We start from the raw sequence: 16,697 nt of genomic DNA on the forward strand, positions 1-16,697 counted from the left end.
AGGCACCACGATGACCACCACCCCGACGCGACCGCACCCGCGGCGCCGACCCGTCCGAGCCGCCGTCGCGGCCCTCCCGGTCCTGGCCCTGCTGGCCGCGTGCGGCGGGACGTCCGACGCCGCCGAGGCCGGCAGCGAGCTCCAGTCCGCCGCGCAGGCCGCGGGGCTCGAGGTGAACACCTCGCCGGAGCAGGACCGGATCCACACCGCGGAGAACCCGGCCGCGATCGCGCTGCTCCCGCCGGAGCTCGCCGAGAAGGACACGTTCACGGTCGCGGTCAGCGCCTACGTCGCGCCGCTGGCGTTCCTCGCCGACGACGACCAGACGCCGATCGGGAACGAGACCGACATCGCGCAGCTCGTCGCGGACGCGCTGGGCAAGGACCTCGACCTGCAGGTCAAGGCGTGGGCGGACTGGCCGCTGGCCGTCGAGTCCGGGGACGTCGACGCGGTGATCTCGAACGTCACGGTCACCGAGGAGCGCAAGGAGACGTTCGACTTCTCGTCGTACCGCAACGACGAGCTCGGCTGGCTGGTCAAGGCCGGCAGCGACATCACCGAGATCGACGAGGCCGCCGACATCGCCGGCCTGACGGTCGCGGTGGGCTCCGGCACCAACCAGGAGAAGATCCTGCTCGCCTGGGACGAGGAGAACCAGGCCGCCGGGCTGGACCCGGTGCAGGTCGAGTACTTCGAGAACGACGGCGACACCATCCTCGCGCTGCAGTCCGGCCGGATCGACGCGTCGTTCGGCCCGAACGCGACCGCCGCCTACAAGGCCAAGGTCTCCCCGCAGGACTTCACCGTGGTCGGCACGCTCAACGGCGGATGGCCCGACACCGCGCAGATCGCCGTCACCACGCTCAAGGGCAGCGGGTACGCCGAGGCCGTGACGGCGGCGCTCCAGGGCGCGTTCGACGACGGCAGCTACCAGGAGGTCCTGGAGCGCTGGGGCCTGGAGGACGAGGCCATCGAGGCACCCGCGACCAACCCGCCGGGCCTGCCGAAGACGTCCTGACCACGCCCGACCCGTCCCCGCCCCTCGAAGGAGGCACCATGTCCGACACCCGCACCCGGGTCCCGCTGTCCGTGCTCGACCTCGCGGTCGTGCCCGAGGGCGGCACCGGCGCCCGGGCGGTGCGGTCCGCCGTCGACCTCGCGGTCGACCTGGACCGGCTCGGCTACCACCGGGTCTGGTACGCCGAGCACCACCTGTCGCCCGGCGTCGGCTCCGCGTCGCCCGCCGTGCTGGCCGCCGCCGTCGCGGCCCGGACCGACCGGATCCGGGTGGGGTCGGGTGCGGTGCTGCTCAGCACCACGAGCCCGCTGATCGCCGCGGAGCAGTTCGGCACCATCGCCGCGCTGCACCCCGGGCGGGTGGACCTCGGGCTCGGGCGGGCGTTCACCCCGCCGACCGGACCCGCGACGGCGCGACCCGACGCCGCGCCCCGGCCGGTCGACGGGCCCCGCCCGGTCGTCGGGCCGCGGGTCGTCGACGGGCTGTACGTCCCCGGCCCGCCGCCGGTGGACCTGGCGGACTCGGTGCTGCGGGAGCGGCTGCTCGCGCAGAAGCGCGTCGTCGGCGCCTCCCGCACCCCGGCGGCGTTCCGGGACGAGCTCGAGCTGGTGCTCGGGCTGCGCGCCGGCACCTACGCGGAGCCGGACGGCACCCGGCACGTCGCCCCGCCGGTCGAGGGCGCGGCCCTGGACGTGTGGGTGCTGGCGTCGTCGCCGGGGGAGAGCGCCCGCGTGGCGGGGGAGCTCGGCCTGCCGATCGCGGCGAACTTCCACGTCAGCCCGGCGACCACGCTCGACACGGTCGCGGCCTACCGCGCGGCGTTCCGGCCGGGGGTGCTCGCCGAGCCGTACGTGGTCGTCTCCGCGGACGTCCTGGTCGCCGAGACCGTCGACTGCGCCCGGGAGCTCGCGACCCCGTTCGCCGACTGGGTGCTGTCGATCCGGCGGGGGACCGCCGGCGCGATCGCCTACCCCCGGCCCGGCGACGCGGTGCCGTGGGAGGCGCGCGACGCCGCCGAGCGGGCCGTCGTCGCCGACCGCGTCGACACCCGGGTGGTGGGCGACCCCGCGACGGTCGTCGCCCGCCTGGAGACCCTGCAGCGCGTCACGGGCGCCGACGAGCTGCTGCTCACCACCGCCACCCACGACCCGGCGGACACCCGCCGGTCGTTCGCCCTGCTCGCCGAGGCGTGGGGCGCCCCGGCGCCCGCCCGCACGTCCGACGCCGTCCTCGTCAGCTGAAGGAGACCCACCATGACCAGCACCGACCCCGCCGCACCCGCCCTGAAGCCCGCCGCGGACGCGGCCGCCGACGTCGCGCACGGCGCCCTGCTCGTGGACGTCCGGTCCGCCGGCGGCCGGGCCGCGCACGGGGACATCCCCGGCGCGACCCTCGCCGACCGGACCGACCTCGACGCGCTGTTCGGCCCCGCGCACGCCCCGGTCATCTCGATCGACACCCCGGTGGTCGTCGTGTGCGGCTCGCCCGCCGGTTCCGGACCCGTCGCCGAGCAGCTCGCCGCGCGCGGCTACACCGTCACCCACGTCGACGGGGGCTTCCCGGCCTGGAAGGCCGCGGGCCTGCCCGCCACCAACCCCACCGACCCCGCCCAGCCCTGACCACCCGCGCCCCACCCCGCCCCGCCCCCTCCCGCCCCGACCTCCCGCCCCGCCCCTCCCACGCCGCCCTCCCACCCCGCCGAGACAGGACCCGCGCGCCGACTCAGGGCGTTGGACCGACCTGTCTCGGCGCCGCGGCCCCTTCTCGGCGAGGCAACGCGGACGGGGCGGTCGGGGGACGAGGCACCGGGACGGGGCCAGCACCCGAAGGAGAGCCACCATGCCCGTCGAGTTCCTCGGCATCGCGACCGCCAGCGACGCGTCCGAGACGCGCGCCGCCACCACCCGCCCGTTCGACCCCGCGTTCCTGGAGCGGATCGTCCGGGCCCACGAGGACAACGGCTGGACCCGCGTCCTGTTCGCCTACGGGTCGTCCGGCCCCGAGCCCGCCGCGCTCGCCGCGTACACCGCGGCGCGGCTGGAGTCGATCGAGCTGCTGCTCGCGCACCGGCCGAACGTGTCCTACCCGACCTACGCGGCGAAGACGTTCGCCACCCTGGACCAGCTGTCCGGCGGCCGGCTGTCCGTGCACGTCATCACCGGCGGCAACGACCACGAGCAGCAGCGCGAGGGCGACACCCTCACCAAGGACGAGCGTTACGCCCGGACCCAGGAGTACATCCAGATCCTCAAGCGGGCGTGGACCAGCACCGAGGCGTTCGACCACCACGGCCGGTTCTACGACTTCGACGACTTCCACCTCGACACCAAGCCCGCCGACGGTCACGTGCCGACGATCTCGTTCGGCGGGTCCTCGGACGCGGCGTTCCGGGTCGGCGCCGCGGAGGCGGACATCTTCGCGGTCTGGGGCGAGCCGCTGGACCGCACCCAGGAGCAGATCGACCGCGTGCACGCCGAGGCCGCCGCCGCCGGTCGCACCACCCCGCCGCGGATCCACGCGGCGTTCCGGCCGATCATCGCCCCGACCGAGGAGCTCGCCTGGGAGAAGGCGCACCGGGTGCTCGACGCGATCGAGGCGCGCAAGGCGGCGCTCGGGGGCGTGCTGAGCAACCGGCACCCGGTCACCGCGCCGGAGAACGCCGGGTCGCAGCGGCTGCTGGAGATCGCGGCGCAGGGCGAGCGGTTCGACTCGGTGCTGTGGACCGCCACCGCGCGGGCGACCGGCGGCGCGGGCAACTCCAACGCGCTGGTCGGCACGCCCGAGCAGGTCGCCGAGGCGCTGCTGGCGTACTACGACCGGGGCGTGCGGATCATCTCGGCCCGCGGCTACGACCTGCTGGACGACGCCGTCGACTTCGGCCGGTACGTCATCCCGCTGGTCCGCGAGGGCGTCGCCGCCCGGGACCGCGCGGCCGCCGCCGTCGCCGCCTGAGGGGGCGGGGGCGTGCGGTTCCAGCTGCTCGACATCGTGTTCAACCCGCCGCACCCGGTCACGGGCGCGGCGGTGCCCCCGGCGGACCGCCTGGCGCGGACGGTCCGGCACGCGGTCCTGGCCGAGGAGATCGGGTTCGACTCGTTCGCCGTGGGGGAGCGGCACGCCGGCGACGTGCTGTCCTCGGCGCCGACCGTGATCCTCGGGGCGATCGCGGCGTCCACCAGCCGGATCCTGCTGTCGACCGGCGTCACCGTGCTCGCGCTGCTCGACCCGGTGCGCGTCGCGGAGGACCTGGCGACCGTGGACCAGCTGTCCCGGGGCCGCCTCGAGATCGTGATCGGGAAGGGCAACGAGGTGCTGCAGTACCCGCTGCTCGGCCTGGACATCGACAAGCAGTACGAGTACCTGGCGGAGAACTACGAGCTGCTCCGCCTGCTGCTCTCGGAGGAGGACGTGACCTGGGAGGGCCGGCACCGGCACCGCCTGGAGCACGCCACCACGCTGCCCCGGCCGTACGCGGGGCCGTTCCGGATCTGGCACGGCTCGGCGACGTCGCGGTTCGCGGTGGAGCTCGCGGCGCGGTGGGGCGACCCGATCGTGACCGCGAACGCCCTGCAACCGCGGGAGAACTACCAGGTGCTGATCGACCACTACCGTGAGCAGTACGCGGCGCACGGGCACGACCCGGCGCACGCCCACGTCGGGTCGGGGTCCGGCGGGCTGTTCCTCGCCGACACCACGGAGGCGGCGGTGCGGCAGTACCGGCCGCTGTACCAGGGTCAGGTCGACGCGGCCGCGCGGCGCGGCTACGGGGCGGACGCCGTCGGGCGGGCGCCGAGCTTCCGGACCCTCGAGGAGGCGGTCGACCGGGGTCCCGCACTGGTGGGCTCCCCGGAGCGCGTGGCCGAGAAGATCCTCGACTACCACCGGTCGTACGGGCACGTGCTCCAGTCCGTGTCCGTGAACCACCTGCTCGACCCCGCCGAGCAGGAGGACGTGCTGCGCCGGTTCGCCGAGGAGGTCGTGCCGCTGGTGCGCGCCGAGGTGAAGTCCGACCTGTGGACCGAGGCCGACCCGCGGCGCGCGGCGGGCTTCACCGCGGCGTGACCCCGCCGGCCACCACACGAAGATCCGCGATGTGAGAACCCGCGGCGGTTCCTTGACCAGGTCCGCCGCCGAGGGTTCCCTCACCCCCAGGTGACGAGCGCCAGCGCGCAGGCCCGGCTTGCTGGCCAGCAACCCTTCGACGTGACGGGGTGCTCCGGGAACGACCTGACCCGACCGCGACCGCGGACCGGGTAAGCACGGCGACGACACGCCGGAGCGCGCCCCCGCGCGCCCCGGCCGGCGCCCCACCCCGGCCACGGCCGGTGACGACCAGGAGTGCACGCATGACCACCTCCCCCTCGCGACGCGCCACCCGCCCCGCTGCGGCCGCCGCGGCGCTGACGACCACCGCGCTGCTGCTGACGGCCTGCTCCGGCGGGTCGACGGGCACGGGCGCGGCCACCGACGCGGCCGCGTCCGCCGAACCCGTCGCCGGCGGCGACCTGCGGTTCGCCATCACCGTCGACTCCCGGTGCATCGACCCGCAGCAGGTCGGCAACAACGACGCGATCGCCGTCGCCCGGCAGACCGTCGCCTCGCTCACCGCGCAGGACCCGGAGTCCGGCGAGATCGTCCCGTGGCTCGCCGAGAGCTGGGAGATCGACGACGACGCGTCGAGCTACACGTTCCACCTGCGCGACGACGCGACCTACGCGGACGGGACCCCCGTCGACGCCGCGTCGGTCAAGACCAACTTCGACGCGATCGTCGCGCTGGGCGCCACCGCGTCGCTCGGCTCGCAGTACCTCGTCGGCTACGAGGGCACGACGGTCGTCGACCCGCTGACGGTCACCGTCGACTTCGCCGCCCCGAGCGCGCAGTTCCTCCAGGCGTCGTCGACCTTCTCGCTCGGTCTGCTGTCGCCCGCGTCCGCGGCGCTGACGCCCGAGGAGCGCTGCGCCGGCGACTACATCGGGTCCGGCCCGTTCGCGGTCGAGTCGTACACGCCGGACCAGGAGGTCGTGCTGACCAAGGTGCCCGGCTACGCCTGGGGCTCCGCGGCCGACGACCACACCGGCGAGGCCTACCTCGACACCGTCACGTTCCAGGTCATCCCCGAGTCCTCCGTCCGCGCCGGCAGCCTGCAGTCCGGGCAGATCGACGCGACGGCCGCGATCGCCGCGGTGGACCAGCCGCAGTTCGACGGCAACGGGTTCTGGCTGCAGCAGCGCGCCAACCCCGGCGTGGCGTACCAGCTGTTCCCGAACGAGTCGAGCGCCCTCGCGTCCGACGAGGCGGTCCGCGTCGCGATCTCGAAGGGCATCGACCGGCAGCAGATCGTCGACACGGTGCTGACCGAGCGGGACCAGGCGGCGACCGCCGTGCTGTCCCACTCCACGCCGCTGTACGAGTCCCTCGCGGACGACCTGGCCTACGACCCGGACGGTGCCGTCGAGGTGCTCGAGGACGCCGGCTGGGAGCTCGGCGACGACGGCATCCGCGAGAAGGACGGCCGGCGGCTGTCCACCACCGTGACGTTCTGGCAGGACCCGGCGCCGCTGGAGCTCGTGCAGCAGCAGCTGCGCCAGATCGGGGTCGACCTGCAGCTGCAGCACGTCGAGATCGCGGAGTCCACGGCGATCAAGGCCGACGGGGACTTCGACTTCGACTACTACAACCTCACGCGGTCCGACCCGGACGTGCTGCGCTCGGTGTTCTCCGCGAACGCCCGCAACGTGAACAAGCGGACCCCCTCGGAGGTCGACGACCTGCTCGACCGCTCCGCGGCCGCCACCGACCCGGCCGAGCGCGCCGAGCTCGTCACCCAGGCCTCCCGGCTGCTGATCGAGCAGGGGCACGCGATCCCGGTCTACGAGCTCTCGACGACCGTCGCCGCGGCCGACCGCGTGCACGGGCTGGCGTTCGAGGGGTCCAGCCGGATCGACTTCTACGACGCGTGGGTCGACGCGAGCTGATGGGCCGCTACCTCCTGCGGCGCGCCGCCCAGGGCCTCGTGGTGCTCTGGGCGGCGTTCACGCTCGCGTTCTTCGTGCTGTACCTGCTCCCGAGCGACCCGGCGGCCCTGGCCGCCGGCGCCGGGGGCGAGGTGCAGGACGTCGACCCGGCGCTGCTCGACGACCTGCGCGCCCGCTACGGCCTCGACCGGCCCCTGCTGGTGCAGTACGGCGACGCGCTGCTGCACGCGGTCCGGCTCGACTTCGGGCCGTCGTACCAGTCCGGGGCGCCCGCCGGCTCGCTCGTCGCGCAGGCGCTGCCGGAGACCCTGAAGCTGACCGGCGCCGCGCTGGTGCTCGCGGTGCTCGCCGGGACGGCGCTGGCCGTGGCGAGCGTGCTGCCCCGCAGCCGGGCGCTGCGCCAGGTGCTGTCCGCGCTGCCGCCGCTCGGCGTCGCGCTGCCCACGTTCTTCGTCGGCCTCGTGCTCCTGCAGTGGGTGTCGTTCCGCGCGGGTCTGCTCCCCGCGATCGGCAACGCCGGCTGGCAGAGCCTCGTGCTCCCGGCGGTGACGCTCGCGGTCCCGCCGGGCGCGCAGCTCGCGCAGGTCCTGTCGCGCAGCCTGCGCGGGACGCTCGGCGAGCCCTACGTCGAGACCGCCCGGGCCAAGGGCGCCGGCCGGCTCCGGGTGCACCTGGGGCACGCGCTGCGCAACGCGGCCATCCCCGCGTTCACGATGCTCGGCGTGATGGTCGGGGCGCTGCTCGGCGGGGCCGTCGTCACCGAGACGGTGTTCTCCCGGGTGGGGCTCGGCCGGCTGACGGTCCAGTCCGTCAACACCCAGGACGTGCCCGTGGTGCTCGCGATCGTGTCGCTGTCGGCGCTGGTGTTCGTGGTGACCACGCTCGTCGTGGACCTGCTGTACCCCGTGCTCGACCCGCGCATCGAGTCGCGGGGCGTCCCCCGAGAGGCGGTGCCCGCATGACCACCATCGAGATCGCCGACCGGCACGACGCCCGCTCGATCATCCGGCACGGCCGGGTGCGCGGCGCCCGCGCGGCCGGCCCGTGGGCGCGACGTGCGGCCCGGTACCTGGTGCGCCGACCCGGCCTGGTGCTGGCCGGGCTGGTCCTGCTGCTGGTCGCCGCCTGGGCCGCCGCGCCGGCCGTGTTCGCCTCCGGCGACCCCCTGACCGGCGTCCCCGCCGACCGCCTGCAGCCGCCCTCGGCCGCGCACCTGCTCGGCACCGACCACCTCGGCCGCGACGTGCTGACCCGCGTGGTGCACGGCGCGTCGCTGTCCCTGCGCACCACCGTGCTGGCCGTGCTCGTCGGGCTCGTCGTCGGGTCGACCCTCGGCCTGCTCGCCGGGTTCCTGCGCGGCTGGGTGGACGACGTGGTCGGCCGCCTGGTCGACGTGCTGCTCGCCGTGCCGAGCATCCTGCTGTCGCTCGCGATCATCACCGCGCTCGGCACCGGGTCCACGAAGATCGCGGTCGCGGTCGGCGTCGGCGCGGTCGCGACGTTCGCCCGCGTGATGCGCGCCGAGGTGCTGCGCACGTCCACGTCGGTCTACGTGGAGGCCGCCCGGGCGTCCGGCTCGCGCTGGTACGCGGTGCTCGGCCGGCACGTGCTGCCGAACTCCGCCGGGCCGGTGCTCGCGCTGATCGCCCTCGAGCTCGGCGGCGCCGTCCTCGCGGTGTCCGCGCTGAGCTTCCTCGGCTACGGCACCCCGCCGCCCACGCCCGAGTGGGGCTCGCTGGTGTCCGGCGGCCGCGACTTCCTCGCCACCGCCTGGTGGCTGACCACCCTGCCCGGGCTCGTGATCGTCGCGGTGGTGCTGGCCGCCAACCGCGTCGCGCGCGCCCTCGAGACGACGGGAGAGGACCAGTGACCCAGCTGCAGCAGGAGGCCTCGCCCGTCGCGGCGGGTGCGCCCGGCACCCCGGTGCTCGAGATCACCGGGCTGGAGGTCGGCTACCGGGCGGACGGCGGCACGTACCGCGCGGTGCGCGGCGTCGACCTGGTCGTCCGGCCCGGGGAGGTCGTCGCCCTGGTCGGCGAGTCCGGGTCCGGCAAGAGCACGACCGCGCACGCGGCGCTGCACCTGCTGTCCCGCGGCGGCGCCGTCACCGGCGGCACCATCCGCCTCGCGGGCCGGGACGTCTCCGACCTGACCGAGCGCGAGTGGCAGGCCGTCCGGGGACGTGAGGTCGGCCTCGTGCCGCAGGACCCGACGGTGTCCCTCAACCCCGTGCAGCGCGTCGGTGACCAGGTCGCCGAGGTGCTGGTCGTCCACGGGCTCGCGCGGCGCCGTGCCGCCCGGGAGCGGGCGGTCGCGCTGCTCGAGCAGGCCGGCATCGACGACCCGGCCGCCCGCGCGCGCCAGTACCCGCACCAGCTGTCCGGCGGGATGCGGCAGCGCGTGCTCATCGCCATCGCGATCGCGGCGGGCCCGCGGCTGGTCGTGGCCGACGAGCCCACCAGCGCGCTGGACGTGACGGTGCAGCGGCGGATCCTCGACCACCTCGAGACGCTCGTCCGGGACCGGGGCACCGCGCTGCTGCTCATCACCCACGACCTCGGCGTGGCGGCGGACCGGGCCGACCGGATCGTCGTGCTCGAGCAGGGCGTGGTCGTCGAGCAGGGGCCCGCGGCCGAGGTGCTGCGCGCGCCGCAGCACCCGTACACGCGTCGGCTGATCGCCGCCGCGCCGAGCCTGGCGAGCGGGCGGCTGGTGGCGACCGACGTCCGGGTGCCCGTGGCGGCGGCCGATCCCGGACCGGCGGACCCCGTGCCCGCCGCGCCGGTCCTGGAGCTCGACGCGGTCCGCAAGGAGTTCGCCCTGCCGCGCGGCGCGGCGGCCCGGTCGGTCGTGGCCGTCGACGGGGTCGGTCTGCGCGTCGAGCGCGGCCGGACGTACGCGCTCGTCGGGGAGTCCGGGTCGGGCAAGAGCACGACCGCCCGGATCGCGCTGCGCCTCGAGCGGCCGACGTCGGGCCGGGTGCTGTTCCGCGGCGACGACGTGACCGCCGCCCGCGGCGAGACGCTGCGCCGGCTGCGGCGCGGGTTCCAGGTCGTCTACCAGAGCCCGTACGCGTCCCTGGACCCGCGGTTCACGGTCGAGCAGGTCATCGCCGAGCCGCTGCGCGCGTACGGCGTCGGTAGCCGTGCCGAGCGCGCCGACCGGGTCCGCGAGCTGGTCGCCGACGTGGCCCTGCCCGCCGACGTCCTGCGGCGCAGCCCCCGGGAGCTGTCCGGCGGGCAGCGGCAGCGCGTCGCCGTCGCCCGGGCGCTGGCGCTGCGGCCCGACCTGGTCGTCCTGGACGAGCCGGTGTCCGCGCTGGACGTGTCGGTGCAGGCGCAGATCCTCGAGCTCCTGGTGCGGCTCCAGGCCGAGCACGGGCTGACGTACCTGTTCATCTCGCACGACCTCGCCGTGGTCCGGCAGGTGGCGGACGACGTCGGGGTGCTGCACCGCGGCCGGCTCGTCGAGCAGGGCCCCGCGGAGGCGATCCTGCTGGACCCGCGGCAGGACTACACCCGCGAGCTGGTCGCCGCCATCCCCGGCGGGCGCGTGCGGGCGGGGGCGCACCGGTGACCGCGGCGGCGCTGCACGACGTGGTCACGGCGTTCCTGGGCTGACCGGGCCCGGCGGCGCAAAACGCTTCGGGGATGTGGGACGTCCGGCCTAGGGTCGAGGAACCATGCTCGACACCACCACGGCCACCAGCGCCACCGCCACCGACCCCACGACCGCCGGGCCCGACGGAGCCGGAGGTCCCGCCGTGCGCGGTCCCCACGCCGACCCCGCCCGCCGCCTCGACTGGCGCCGGCTGCGCGGTCCCGTCGCCGTGCTCGCGCTGCTCGCGCTCACCGTCGGCGCCGTCGGGTCGGCGCTCGGCACCTGGGTCGCGGGGACGATGGCCGAGGACCCAACCACGGCGGGCCTGCTGCTCCTGCTCGCCTGCCTGGTCGGCGCCGCGCTGGTCGACGCCGCCGGGCAGGTCGCCTGGGCCGGCGTCGTGGACCGGGCGGAGGGCCGGCTGCGCGGCGACCTGCTGAGCGCCGCGCTGCACCAGCCGCTCGCGACCCTGTCCGAGCAGGCCGTCGGCGAGGTCCTGGACCGGGTGGACGACGACACGCACGCGGTCGGCTCGCTCGTCCGCCGGCAGCTGTGGGGGATGGGACGCACCGTGGTCGGCTGCGTGCCGATGTGGGTGGTCGCCGGCCTGACCTGGTGGCCCGCCTGGGCGCTGTTCCCCGTGCTCGGCGTGCTCACCGTCCTGGTGGTGCGCCCGTCGCTCGGGGAGATCGCCCGCCGCAAGGTCGTCGAGGAGCGCGCGTGGACCGACAACGCCGCCGCGTTCGAGGAGGCCGTCGCCGCCCGGGACGACCTGCGCACCAGCCACGGGCAGGCGTTCGCGGTCCGGCGGCTCGCCGAGGCGTCGGCCGTCGTGCACCGCACGCTCGACCGGGTGCTCGCGGTGGAGACCCGCATGACGGCACGCGCGGGCCTGCTGCTGCACGCCCTGCTCGCCGCGGTCGCGGTGGCCGGGGTCGCGCTGGCGGGCGGGGGCGACCTGTCGATCGCCCGGCTCGTCACGCTGTTCCTCGTCACCGCGTCCTTCGTCGGGCAGTTCGACATGCTCGCCCGGCACCTGCCCGACCTCCAGGAGGGCATCGGCGCGGCCATCCGGATCCGCGAGCTGCTCGACTCGCCGCCCGAGCCGACCGGCGGGCTGCCCGTGCCGGACGGACCGCTCGACCTCGAGGTCCGCGACCTGCACTTCGCCTACCAGGAGGGCACGTTCGCGCTGCAGGGCGTCCGGCTGCGGGTGCCCGCCGGCCAGACCGTCGCGCTCGTCGGACGCACCGGCTCGGGCAAGTCCACCCTCGCGTCGCTGCTGTCCCGCGCCGTCGACCCGGAGCCCGGGTCGGTGCTGCTCGGCGGCGTCGACGTGCGCGACCTCGACCTGCAGGCGCTGCGCGCGGCCGTCGGCGTCGTGACGCAGCGCACTGAGATCGTCGCCGGGACGCTCGCGGAGAACATCGCCCTGTTCGCCGACGTGCCCCGGCGCGCGATCGAGGACGCCGTGCGCGAGCTGCGCCTCACCGACTGGGTCGCGGGGCTGCCCGACGGCCTCGACACGGTGCTCGGCCCGGGCGGGACGTCGCTGTCCGCCGGCGAGGAGCAGCTGGTGGCGTTCGCCCGGCTCCTGGTGCGCGACGTCCAGGTGGTCGTGCTCGACGAGGCCACGGCGCGGATGGACCCGCTCACCGAGGCGCGCGTCGTCGCCGCGTCCGAGCGGCTGCTCGGCGGCCGGACCGGCGTGCTGGTCGCGCACCGGCTCGGCACCGTGGAGCGCGCCGACCAGGTCGTGGTGCTCGACCACGGCCGCGTCGTCCAGCAGGGACCGCGCGCCGAGGTCGCGCGCGCCGACGGGCCGTTCCGCACGCTGCTGACGGCCAGCCGGAGCGAGGGGCACGCCGAGGTCCTCGACGACGACGCGGAGCCCGACGGCGACGCGCCGGACGCGGACGCCCCGGACGACGAGCAGCCGGCCGACCTCACCTCCGGCGGTCTCGGCGCCCGGCGTCGGACCGGACCGGCGCCGGTGCTCCCCGAGCCCGGGACCGGCCCGAGCCTGGCGCGCGGCATCGCCCACGCCCTGGTCGTCCGACCGCGGTGGGGCGTGGTCGGCGGCCTGCTGTTCCTGCTGTCCAGCCTGTTCGCCGCCCAGGGCGCGGTCACCGGGTTCTTCTGGGGCCGGACCGTCGAGGACCTGCGCGCCGGCGCGTCGCCGACCCTGCTGGTCGCCGCGATGGTCGTGCTGCTGCTGCTCGTCGCGCCGGTGAACTCGCTCGCGTTCCGGCTGTACCCGAAGTGGTGGATCGAGGTGCTGCTGCGGGTGCGGATGTCCGTGCTCGTCGGGCAGACGCGGCAGCACCGGCTGCGCCGCACCCCGCCGGGGGAGGTCGTCGCCCGCGGGCTCGACGGCGACCGGTTCGTGCTCTACGCGGACCGGTGGGTCGACCTCGTCAACGGCCTGGTGCTGGTCGCGGTCACCGCCCTGCTCAGCTGGTCGCTGCTCGCGGGCGCGGTGCTGCTGTCCGTGCTCGTGGTCAGCGCGGCGTGCGCGCTGGTGGGCCGGCCGGTCGCCGGGCGGTCCGCCACCCGGTCCGCCGCGGCGCGTGCGGGGTTCGGCCGGTCGCTCGTGTCCGCGCTGGACGCCGCGCGGACCGTGAAGCTCGCCGCCCGCACGCCGGAGGTGCACGCGCACCTGCGGTCCGTGGACGCGGGCCGGGTCGAGGCCGCGGTGTTCGAGCACCGGGTGCAGGCCGTCCTCGACGGCGTGCCGATCGTCATGGTCCAGGCCGGCGTCGTCGCCGCGTGGGGCGTGTTCCTCGCGGGCGGCTGGGACCTCGGCAGCACGCTGCTCGTGGCCGGCGCGGTCGCCGGGTTCAACTGGTTCGGCCAGGTCGCGGGCGCCGTCATCACCGAGGCGCCCGGCACCCGCAGCTGGCAGCGGATCACCGCGGAGCTCGCCGGCGGCGCCGACCTCGCCGCGCTGCCCGACGACGTCGACCTGGCCGCCGGCACCGCACCCCGGCCCGCGCCGGACCACCGCGACCGGCTCGACCGCCTCGAGGTGCGCGGGCTGTCCGCCGTGCACGACGACGGGACCATCGGCGTCAGCGGCGTCGACCTCGCCGTCGACCGCGGCGACCTGGTGCTGCTGCTCGGGCGGGTCGGCGCGGGCAAGTCGAGCCTGCTCGCCGCGCTCGCCGGGCTGATGGAGCACACCGGCCGCGTCGTCTGGAACGGCACCGAGGTCACCGACGCGCAGACGTTCCTGCGCCCCGGGCGGGTCGCGCACGTCGCCCAGGTGCCGCGGGTGCTGTCCGGGACGTTCGCGGACAACGTGCGCCTCGACCACCCGCGCGACGTCGCCGGGCCGCTCGACGCCGCTCGGCTCACCACCGACGTCGCGGAGGCCGGCGGCCCGGACGCGCTCGTCGGGCACCGCGGCGTGCGGCTCTCGGGCGGTCAGGTGCAGCGGCTCGCGCTCGCCCGCGCCCTCGCGACGGACGCCGAGGTGCTGCTCGCCGACGACGTGTCCAGCGCCCTCGACGCCGCCACGGAGATCGAGCTCTGGCAGTCCCTGCGCGAGCGCGGCACCACCGTCATCGGCTCCACGTCCAAACGCGCCGCGCTGTCCCGGGCGGACCGGGTCGTCGTGCTCGAGGACGGGGCGGTCGCGGCCGTGGGACCGTGGACGGAGCTCGCCGCGCGGTGGGGCCACCTGGCGGGCTGAGACCTGGCAGGGTGGCGCGTGGCGCGCCGGGGACCCGGCAGGTCGGGAGCACCGGCGTGGGGCTGGTCGATGACGAGGGGGCGGCATGGCGGAGCACGAGGACCGGGACCGCGGCGACGACCGCCCGACGTCGGACACGCGGCTGCCCGGCGAGCGGCCCGGGCTCAACGGCGACCCCCTCGGTGCCGCCTTCCGCGACGGACCGCGGCGCCGGCCCCAGGGCGTCGGCGCGCAGCTGCTGACCGCCCTGCCGTTCGTCGTGCTCGCCGTGGTGGTCCTGGTCGTCGCGACGCGCTGACCGGCCCGGACGCTGCCCGGCCGGGACCGTGCGGCGTCCGCGGGCCGGGGTTCAGGCCGGGCGGGTCCAGAGCACCGCGTACCGGAACAGCGCCAGCCGCCGCCACCGCGCGCCCGGCAGCGCGTCGGCGGCGATGAGGCGCGTCTGGTCGTAGGTGTGCGGGAGCTGCGCGCGCACCGGCGCGGTGTGCTCCCAGTAGCCGCGGGTCCGGGCGAGCACCTGGTGCTGCACGATGCCCGGCAGGTCCGCCAGGTAGACGCGGGGCCGGGCGTTGCGCGCGCAGCCGATCACGACCAGCCGGCCGCCGGGTGCGGTCAGCTCGCCGAGCCGTCGCAGCCCCGCGTGCAGGTCGGGCAGGTGGTGCACCGTCGCGACCGAGGTGACCACGTCGTAGCCGCCGACCGGCAGCGGCGCGGTCCGGACGTCCCCCAGCAGCCACCGCACGTCCGCCCCGGTCCCGGCCGCGCGCGCGAGCACCGCGGCGTCCGCGTCGAGCCCGGTCACGTCCGGCACCCGCTCCCGCAGGTCGGCGGCGAGCAGGCCGTCGCCGGTGCCGACGTCGAGCGCCGTGGTCGCGCCGCGGGGGACCTGACGCAGCACGAACCGGTGGTAGTGCGTGCTGTGGTTCCAGCGTCGCCGCAGGTCGACCGGCACGGCGGGCCCCCTCCCGGGCGCCGCCCGGTGCGCCGCCACGCGACGAACCTACGACCTGCGGCCCGGTGCCGCGGGTGGTCCGGCTGGGTAGCCTCGGGCCATGACGACGCTCATCGCCGAGGACCTGCTGCTCCTGCTGCTCGACGACGTGAAGGGCACCCCCACGTCCTCGTACCTGGACACCGCGCTCGGCGGCGCGCTGCTGGTCGAGCTCGCGCTGGCCGAGGCGGTGCACGTGCAGGAGCGGACCAGCGTCTGGTCGTCGGCGAAGGTGCTGGTCGACCCCGGTGTTGCCGTCGCCGACCCGGTGCTCGGTGCGGCGCTGACCCGTGTGGCCGAGCGGGAGCGGTCCGCGTCGGACCTGGTCAACCGCCTGGGCAAGGGCGCGAAGGACGCGCTCGCCGACCGCCTCGTCGAGCGCGGCCTGCTGACCCGGCACGACGACCGGGTGCTCGGGCTGTTCCCGCGCACCCGGTGGCTCGCGGCCGACACCCGCCACGAGGGCGCGGTCCGGGGCGCGCTGACGGCCGTGCTCGTCCAGGGGCTCGCGCCCGACGCGCGGACCGGGGCGCTCGTCGCGCTGCTCGCGGCCGTCGACAAGGCCCCGTCCGCCGTCGACCACCCCGGCGTCCCCGCGCGGGAGATCAAGCGCCGGGCCAAGCAGGTCGCGGAGGGCACCTGGGCCGCGAAGGCCGTGCAGGACGCGATCGCGGCGTCCGTCGCGGCGATCACCGCGGGCATCACGGCGGCGACGGTCGCCACGACGGCATCCTCCTGACGCTGCCCGCCCGGGCGGACGCGCCGAGACAGGACGTCCGCGCCGAGACAGGACCCCGCAGCGCCCGATGTCGACGCGCACGCCCTGTCTCGGCAGCGGGCTGACGGCTGCGGCTGGCGGCTGCGGCTGGCGGGCAGCCCGACGGACGGGCGCCCGGGGTCAGGGCAGGAGCGACTCGATGGCCTGGACGACCTCGGGGGCGTCGGGGAGCGTGCGGGGGCGGAAGCGGCGGGCGCGGCCGTCGGGGGCGACGAGGAACTTCTCGAAGTTCCAGGTGATCCGCCCGGCCTTGCCGTCGTCGTCGGGGACCTGGGTGAGCTCGGCGTAGAGCGGGTGCGCGTGCCGGCCGTTGACCTTGGCCTTCTCGAGCATCGGGAACGTGGTGCCCCAGGTGGTCGAGCAGTACTCCTCGATGGCCTCGGCGGAACCGAGCTCCTGGAGGAACTGGTTGCTCGGCACGCCGACGACCGTGAACCCCCGCGGGCCGTAGGCGCTGTGCAGGGCCTCGAGCTGCTCGTACTGCGGGGCCAGGCCGCACCGAGAGGCGACGTTGACCACCAGCGCCACCCGGCCCTCGGTGAGCGCGCCGAACGTGGTGTCCTGACCGCGGAGCGTCCGGACCGGGATGTCGTCGAGCTGCATGGCGGCGACGCTAGCAGCGTCGGTCGGGCGCGGCC

14 protein-coding genes and 1 riboswitch are annotated in these 16,697 nt (G+C 76.2%); of the genes, 12 read left to right on the forward strand and 2 right to left on the reverse strand.

What is annotated here, in order from left to right; genetic code table 11:
* Window positions 1-10 precede the first annotated feature (10 nt).
* From ACFVXN_RS05615 to ACFVXN_RS05665, 11 genes are all read left to right on the forward strand, one after another.
* On the forward strand, window positions 11-1,018 hold the full coding sequence (locus tag ACFVXN_RS05615; protein ID WP_389228609.1) for an ABC transporter substrate-binding protein: 1,008 nt from the start codon (window positions 11-13) through the stop codon (window positions 1,016-1,018).
* A 38-nt stretch (window positions 1,019-1,056) separates the two neighbouring features.
* Window positions 1,057-2,259 (forward strand): LLM class flavin-dependent oxidoreductase, encoded by a 1,203-nt coding sequence (locus ACFVXN_RS05620; protein ID WP_389228612.1) that lies wholly within the window; start codon window positions 1,057-1,059, stop codon window positions 2,257-2,259.
* 12 nt (window positions 2,260-2,271) lie between these two features.
* A complete protein-coding gene (locus ACFVXN_RS05625; protein WP_389228615.1) occupies window positions 2,272-2,637 on the forward strand; it encodes a rhodanese-like domain-containing protein in 366 nt (121 codons plus the stop codon).
* 220 nt (window positions 2,638-2,857) lie between these two features.
* Window positions 2,858-3,970, forward strand: coding sequence for an LLM class flavin-dependent oxidoreductase (locus tag ACFVXN_RS05630; RefSeq protein ID WP_389228618.1), 1,113 nt, complete (start codon window positions 2,858-2,860; stop codon window positions 3,968-3,970).
* A 12-nt stretch (window positions 3,971-3,982) separates the two neighbouring features.
* On the forward strand, window positions 3,983-5,080 hold the full coding sequence (locus ACFVXN_RS05635) for an LLM class flavin-dependent oxidoreductase (RefSeq protein WP_389228621.1): 1,098 nt from the start codon (window positions 3,983-3,985) through the stop codon (window positions 5,078-5,080).
* 89 nt (window positions 5,081-5,169) lie between these two features.
* Window positions 5,170-5,284: riboswitch (SAM riboswitch) on the forward strand.
* An 80-nt stretch (window positions 5,285-5,364) separates the two neighbouring features.
* Window positions 5,365-6,996 (forward strand): ABC transporter substrate-binding protein, encoded by a 1,632-nt coding sequence (locus tag ACFVXN_RS05640; protein WP_389228624.1) that lies wholly within the window; start codon window positions 5,365-5,367, stop codon window positions 6,994-6,996.
* On the forward strand, window positions 6,978-7,958 hold the full coding sequence (locus ACFVXN_RS05645) for an ABC transporter permease (RefSeq protein ID WP_389228627.1): 981 nt from the start codon (window positions 6,978-6,980) through the stop codon (window positions 7,956-7,958). The genes ACFVXN_RS05640 and ACFVXN_RS05645 overlap by 19 nt, the downstream gene beginning before the upstream one ends.
* Complete coding sequence (locus ACFVXN_RS05650) at window positions 7,955-8,866, forward strand: ABC transporter permease (RefSeq protein ID WP_389228630.1); 912 nt, start codon at window positions 7,955-7,957, stop codon at window positions 8,864-8,866. Before ACFVXN_RS05645 ends, ACFVXN_RS05650 begins: the two co-directional genes overlap by 4 nt.
* Window positions 8,863-10,572, forward strand: a complete 1,710-nt coding sequence (locus ACFVXN_RS05655) for a dipeptide ABC transporter ATP-binding protein (protein ID WP_389228633.1) — start codon at window positions 8,863-8,865, stop codon at window positions 10,570-10,572. The genes ACFVXN_RS05650 and ACFVXN_RS05655 overlap by 4 nt, the downstream gene beginning before the upstream one ends.
* Window positions 10,573-10,678: 106 nt before the next feature.
* The gene (locus ACFVXN_RS05660; RefSeq protein ID WP_389228636.1) at window positions 10,679-14,290 is read left to right on the forward strand and encodes an ATP-binding cassette domain-containing protein; all 3,612 of its coding nucleotides are present in this window, start codon (window positions 10,679-10,681) and stop codon (window positions 14,288-14,290) included.
* An 85-nt stretch (window positions 14,291-14,375) separates the two neighbouring features.
* Window positions 14,376-14,588 carry a hypothetical protein gene (locus tag ACFVXN_RS05665; RefSeq protein WP_389228639.1) on the forward strand — a complete coding sequence of 71 codons (213 nt, stop codon included), beginning with the start codon at window positions 14,376-14,378 and terminating at the stop codon, window positions 14,586-14,588.
* A 51-nt stretch (window positions 14,589-14,639) separates the two neighbouring features.
* Here ACFVXN_RS05665 and ACFVXN_RS05670 read toward each other — a convergent pair whose 3' ends face one another.
* On the reverse strand, window positions 14,640-15,242 hold the full coding sequence (locus tag ACFVXN_RS05670) for a class I SAM-dependent methyltransferase (RefSeq protein WP_389228642.1): 603 nt from the start codon (window positions 15,240-15,242) through the stop codon (window positions 14,640-14,642).
* A gap of 100 nt (window positions 15,243-15,342) precedes the next feature.
* Between ACFVXN_RS05670 and ACFVXN_RS05675 the strand changes: the two genes are divergently transcribed.
* On the forward strand, window positions 15,343-16,020 hold the full coding sequence (locus tag ACFVXN_RS05675; protein WP_389228645.1) for a GPP34 family phosphoprotein: 678 nt from the start codon (window positions 15,343-15,345) through the stop codon (window positions 16,018-16,020).
* Between the two features lie 159 nt (window positions 16,021-16,179).
* Here the strand turns inward: ACFVXN_RS05675 and ACFVXN_RS05680 are convergent, their stop codons facing one another.
* Window positions 16,180-16,662 carry a glutathione peroxidase gene (locus tag ACFVXN_RS05680; RefSeq protein WP_389228648.1) on the reverse strand — a complete coding sequence of 161 codons (483 nt, stop codon included), beginning with the start codon at window positions 16,660-16,662 and terminating at the stop codon, window positions 16,180-16,182.
* Window positions 16,663-16,697 lie beyond the last annotated feature (35 nt).

Origin of the sequence: Cellulomonas sp. NPDC058312 (genome assembly GCF_042880135.1) — a bacterium.
Classification (GTDB): Bacteria; Actinomycetota; Actinomycetes; order Actinomycetales; family Cellulomonadaceae; genus Cellulomonas.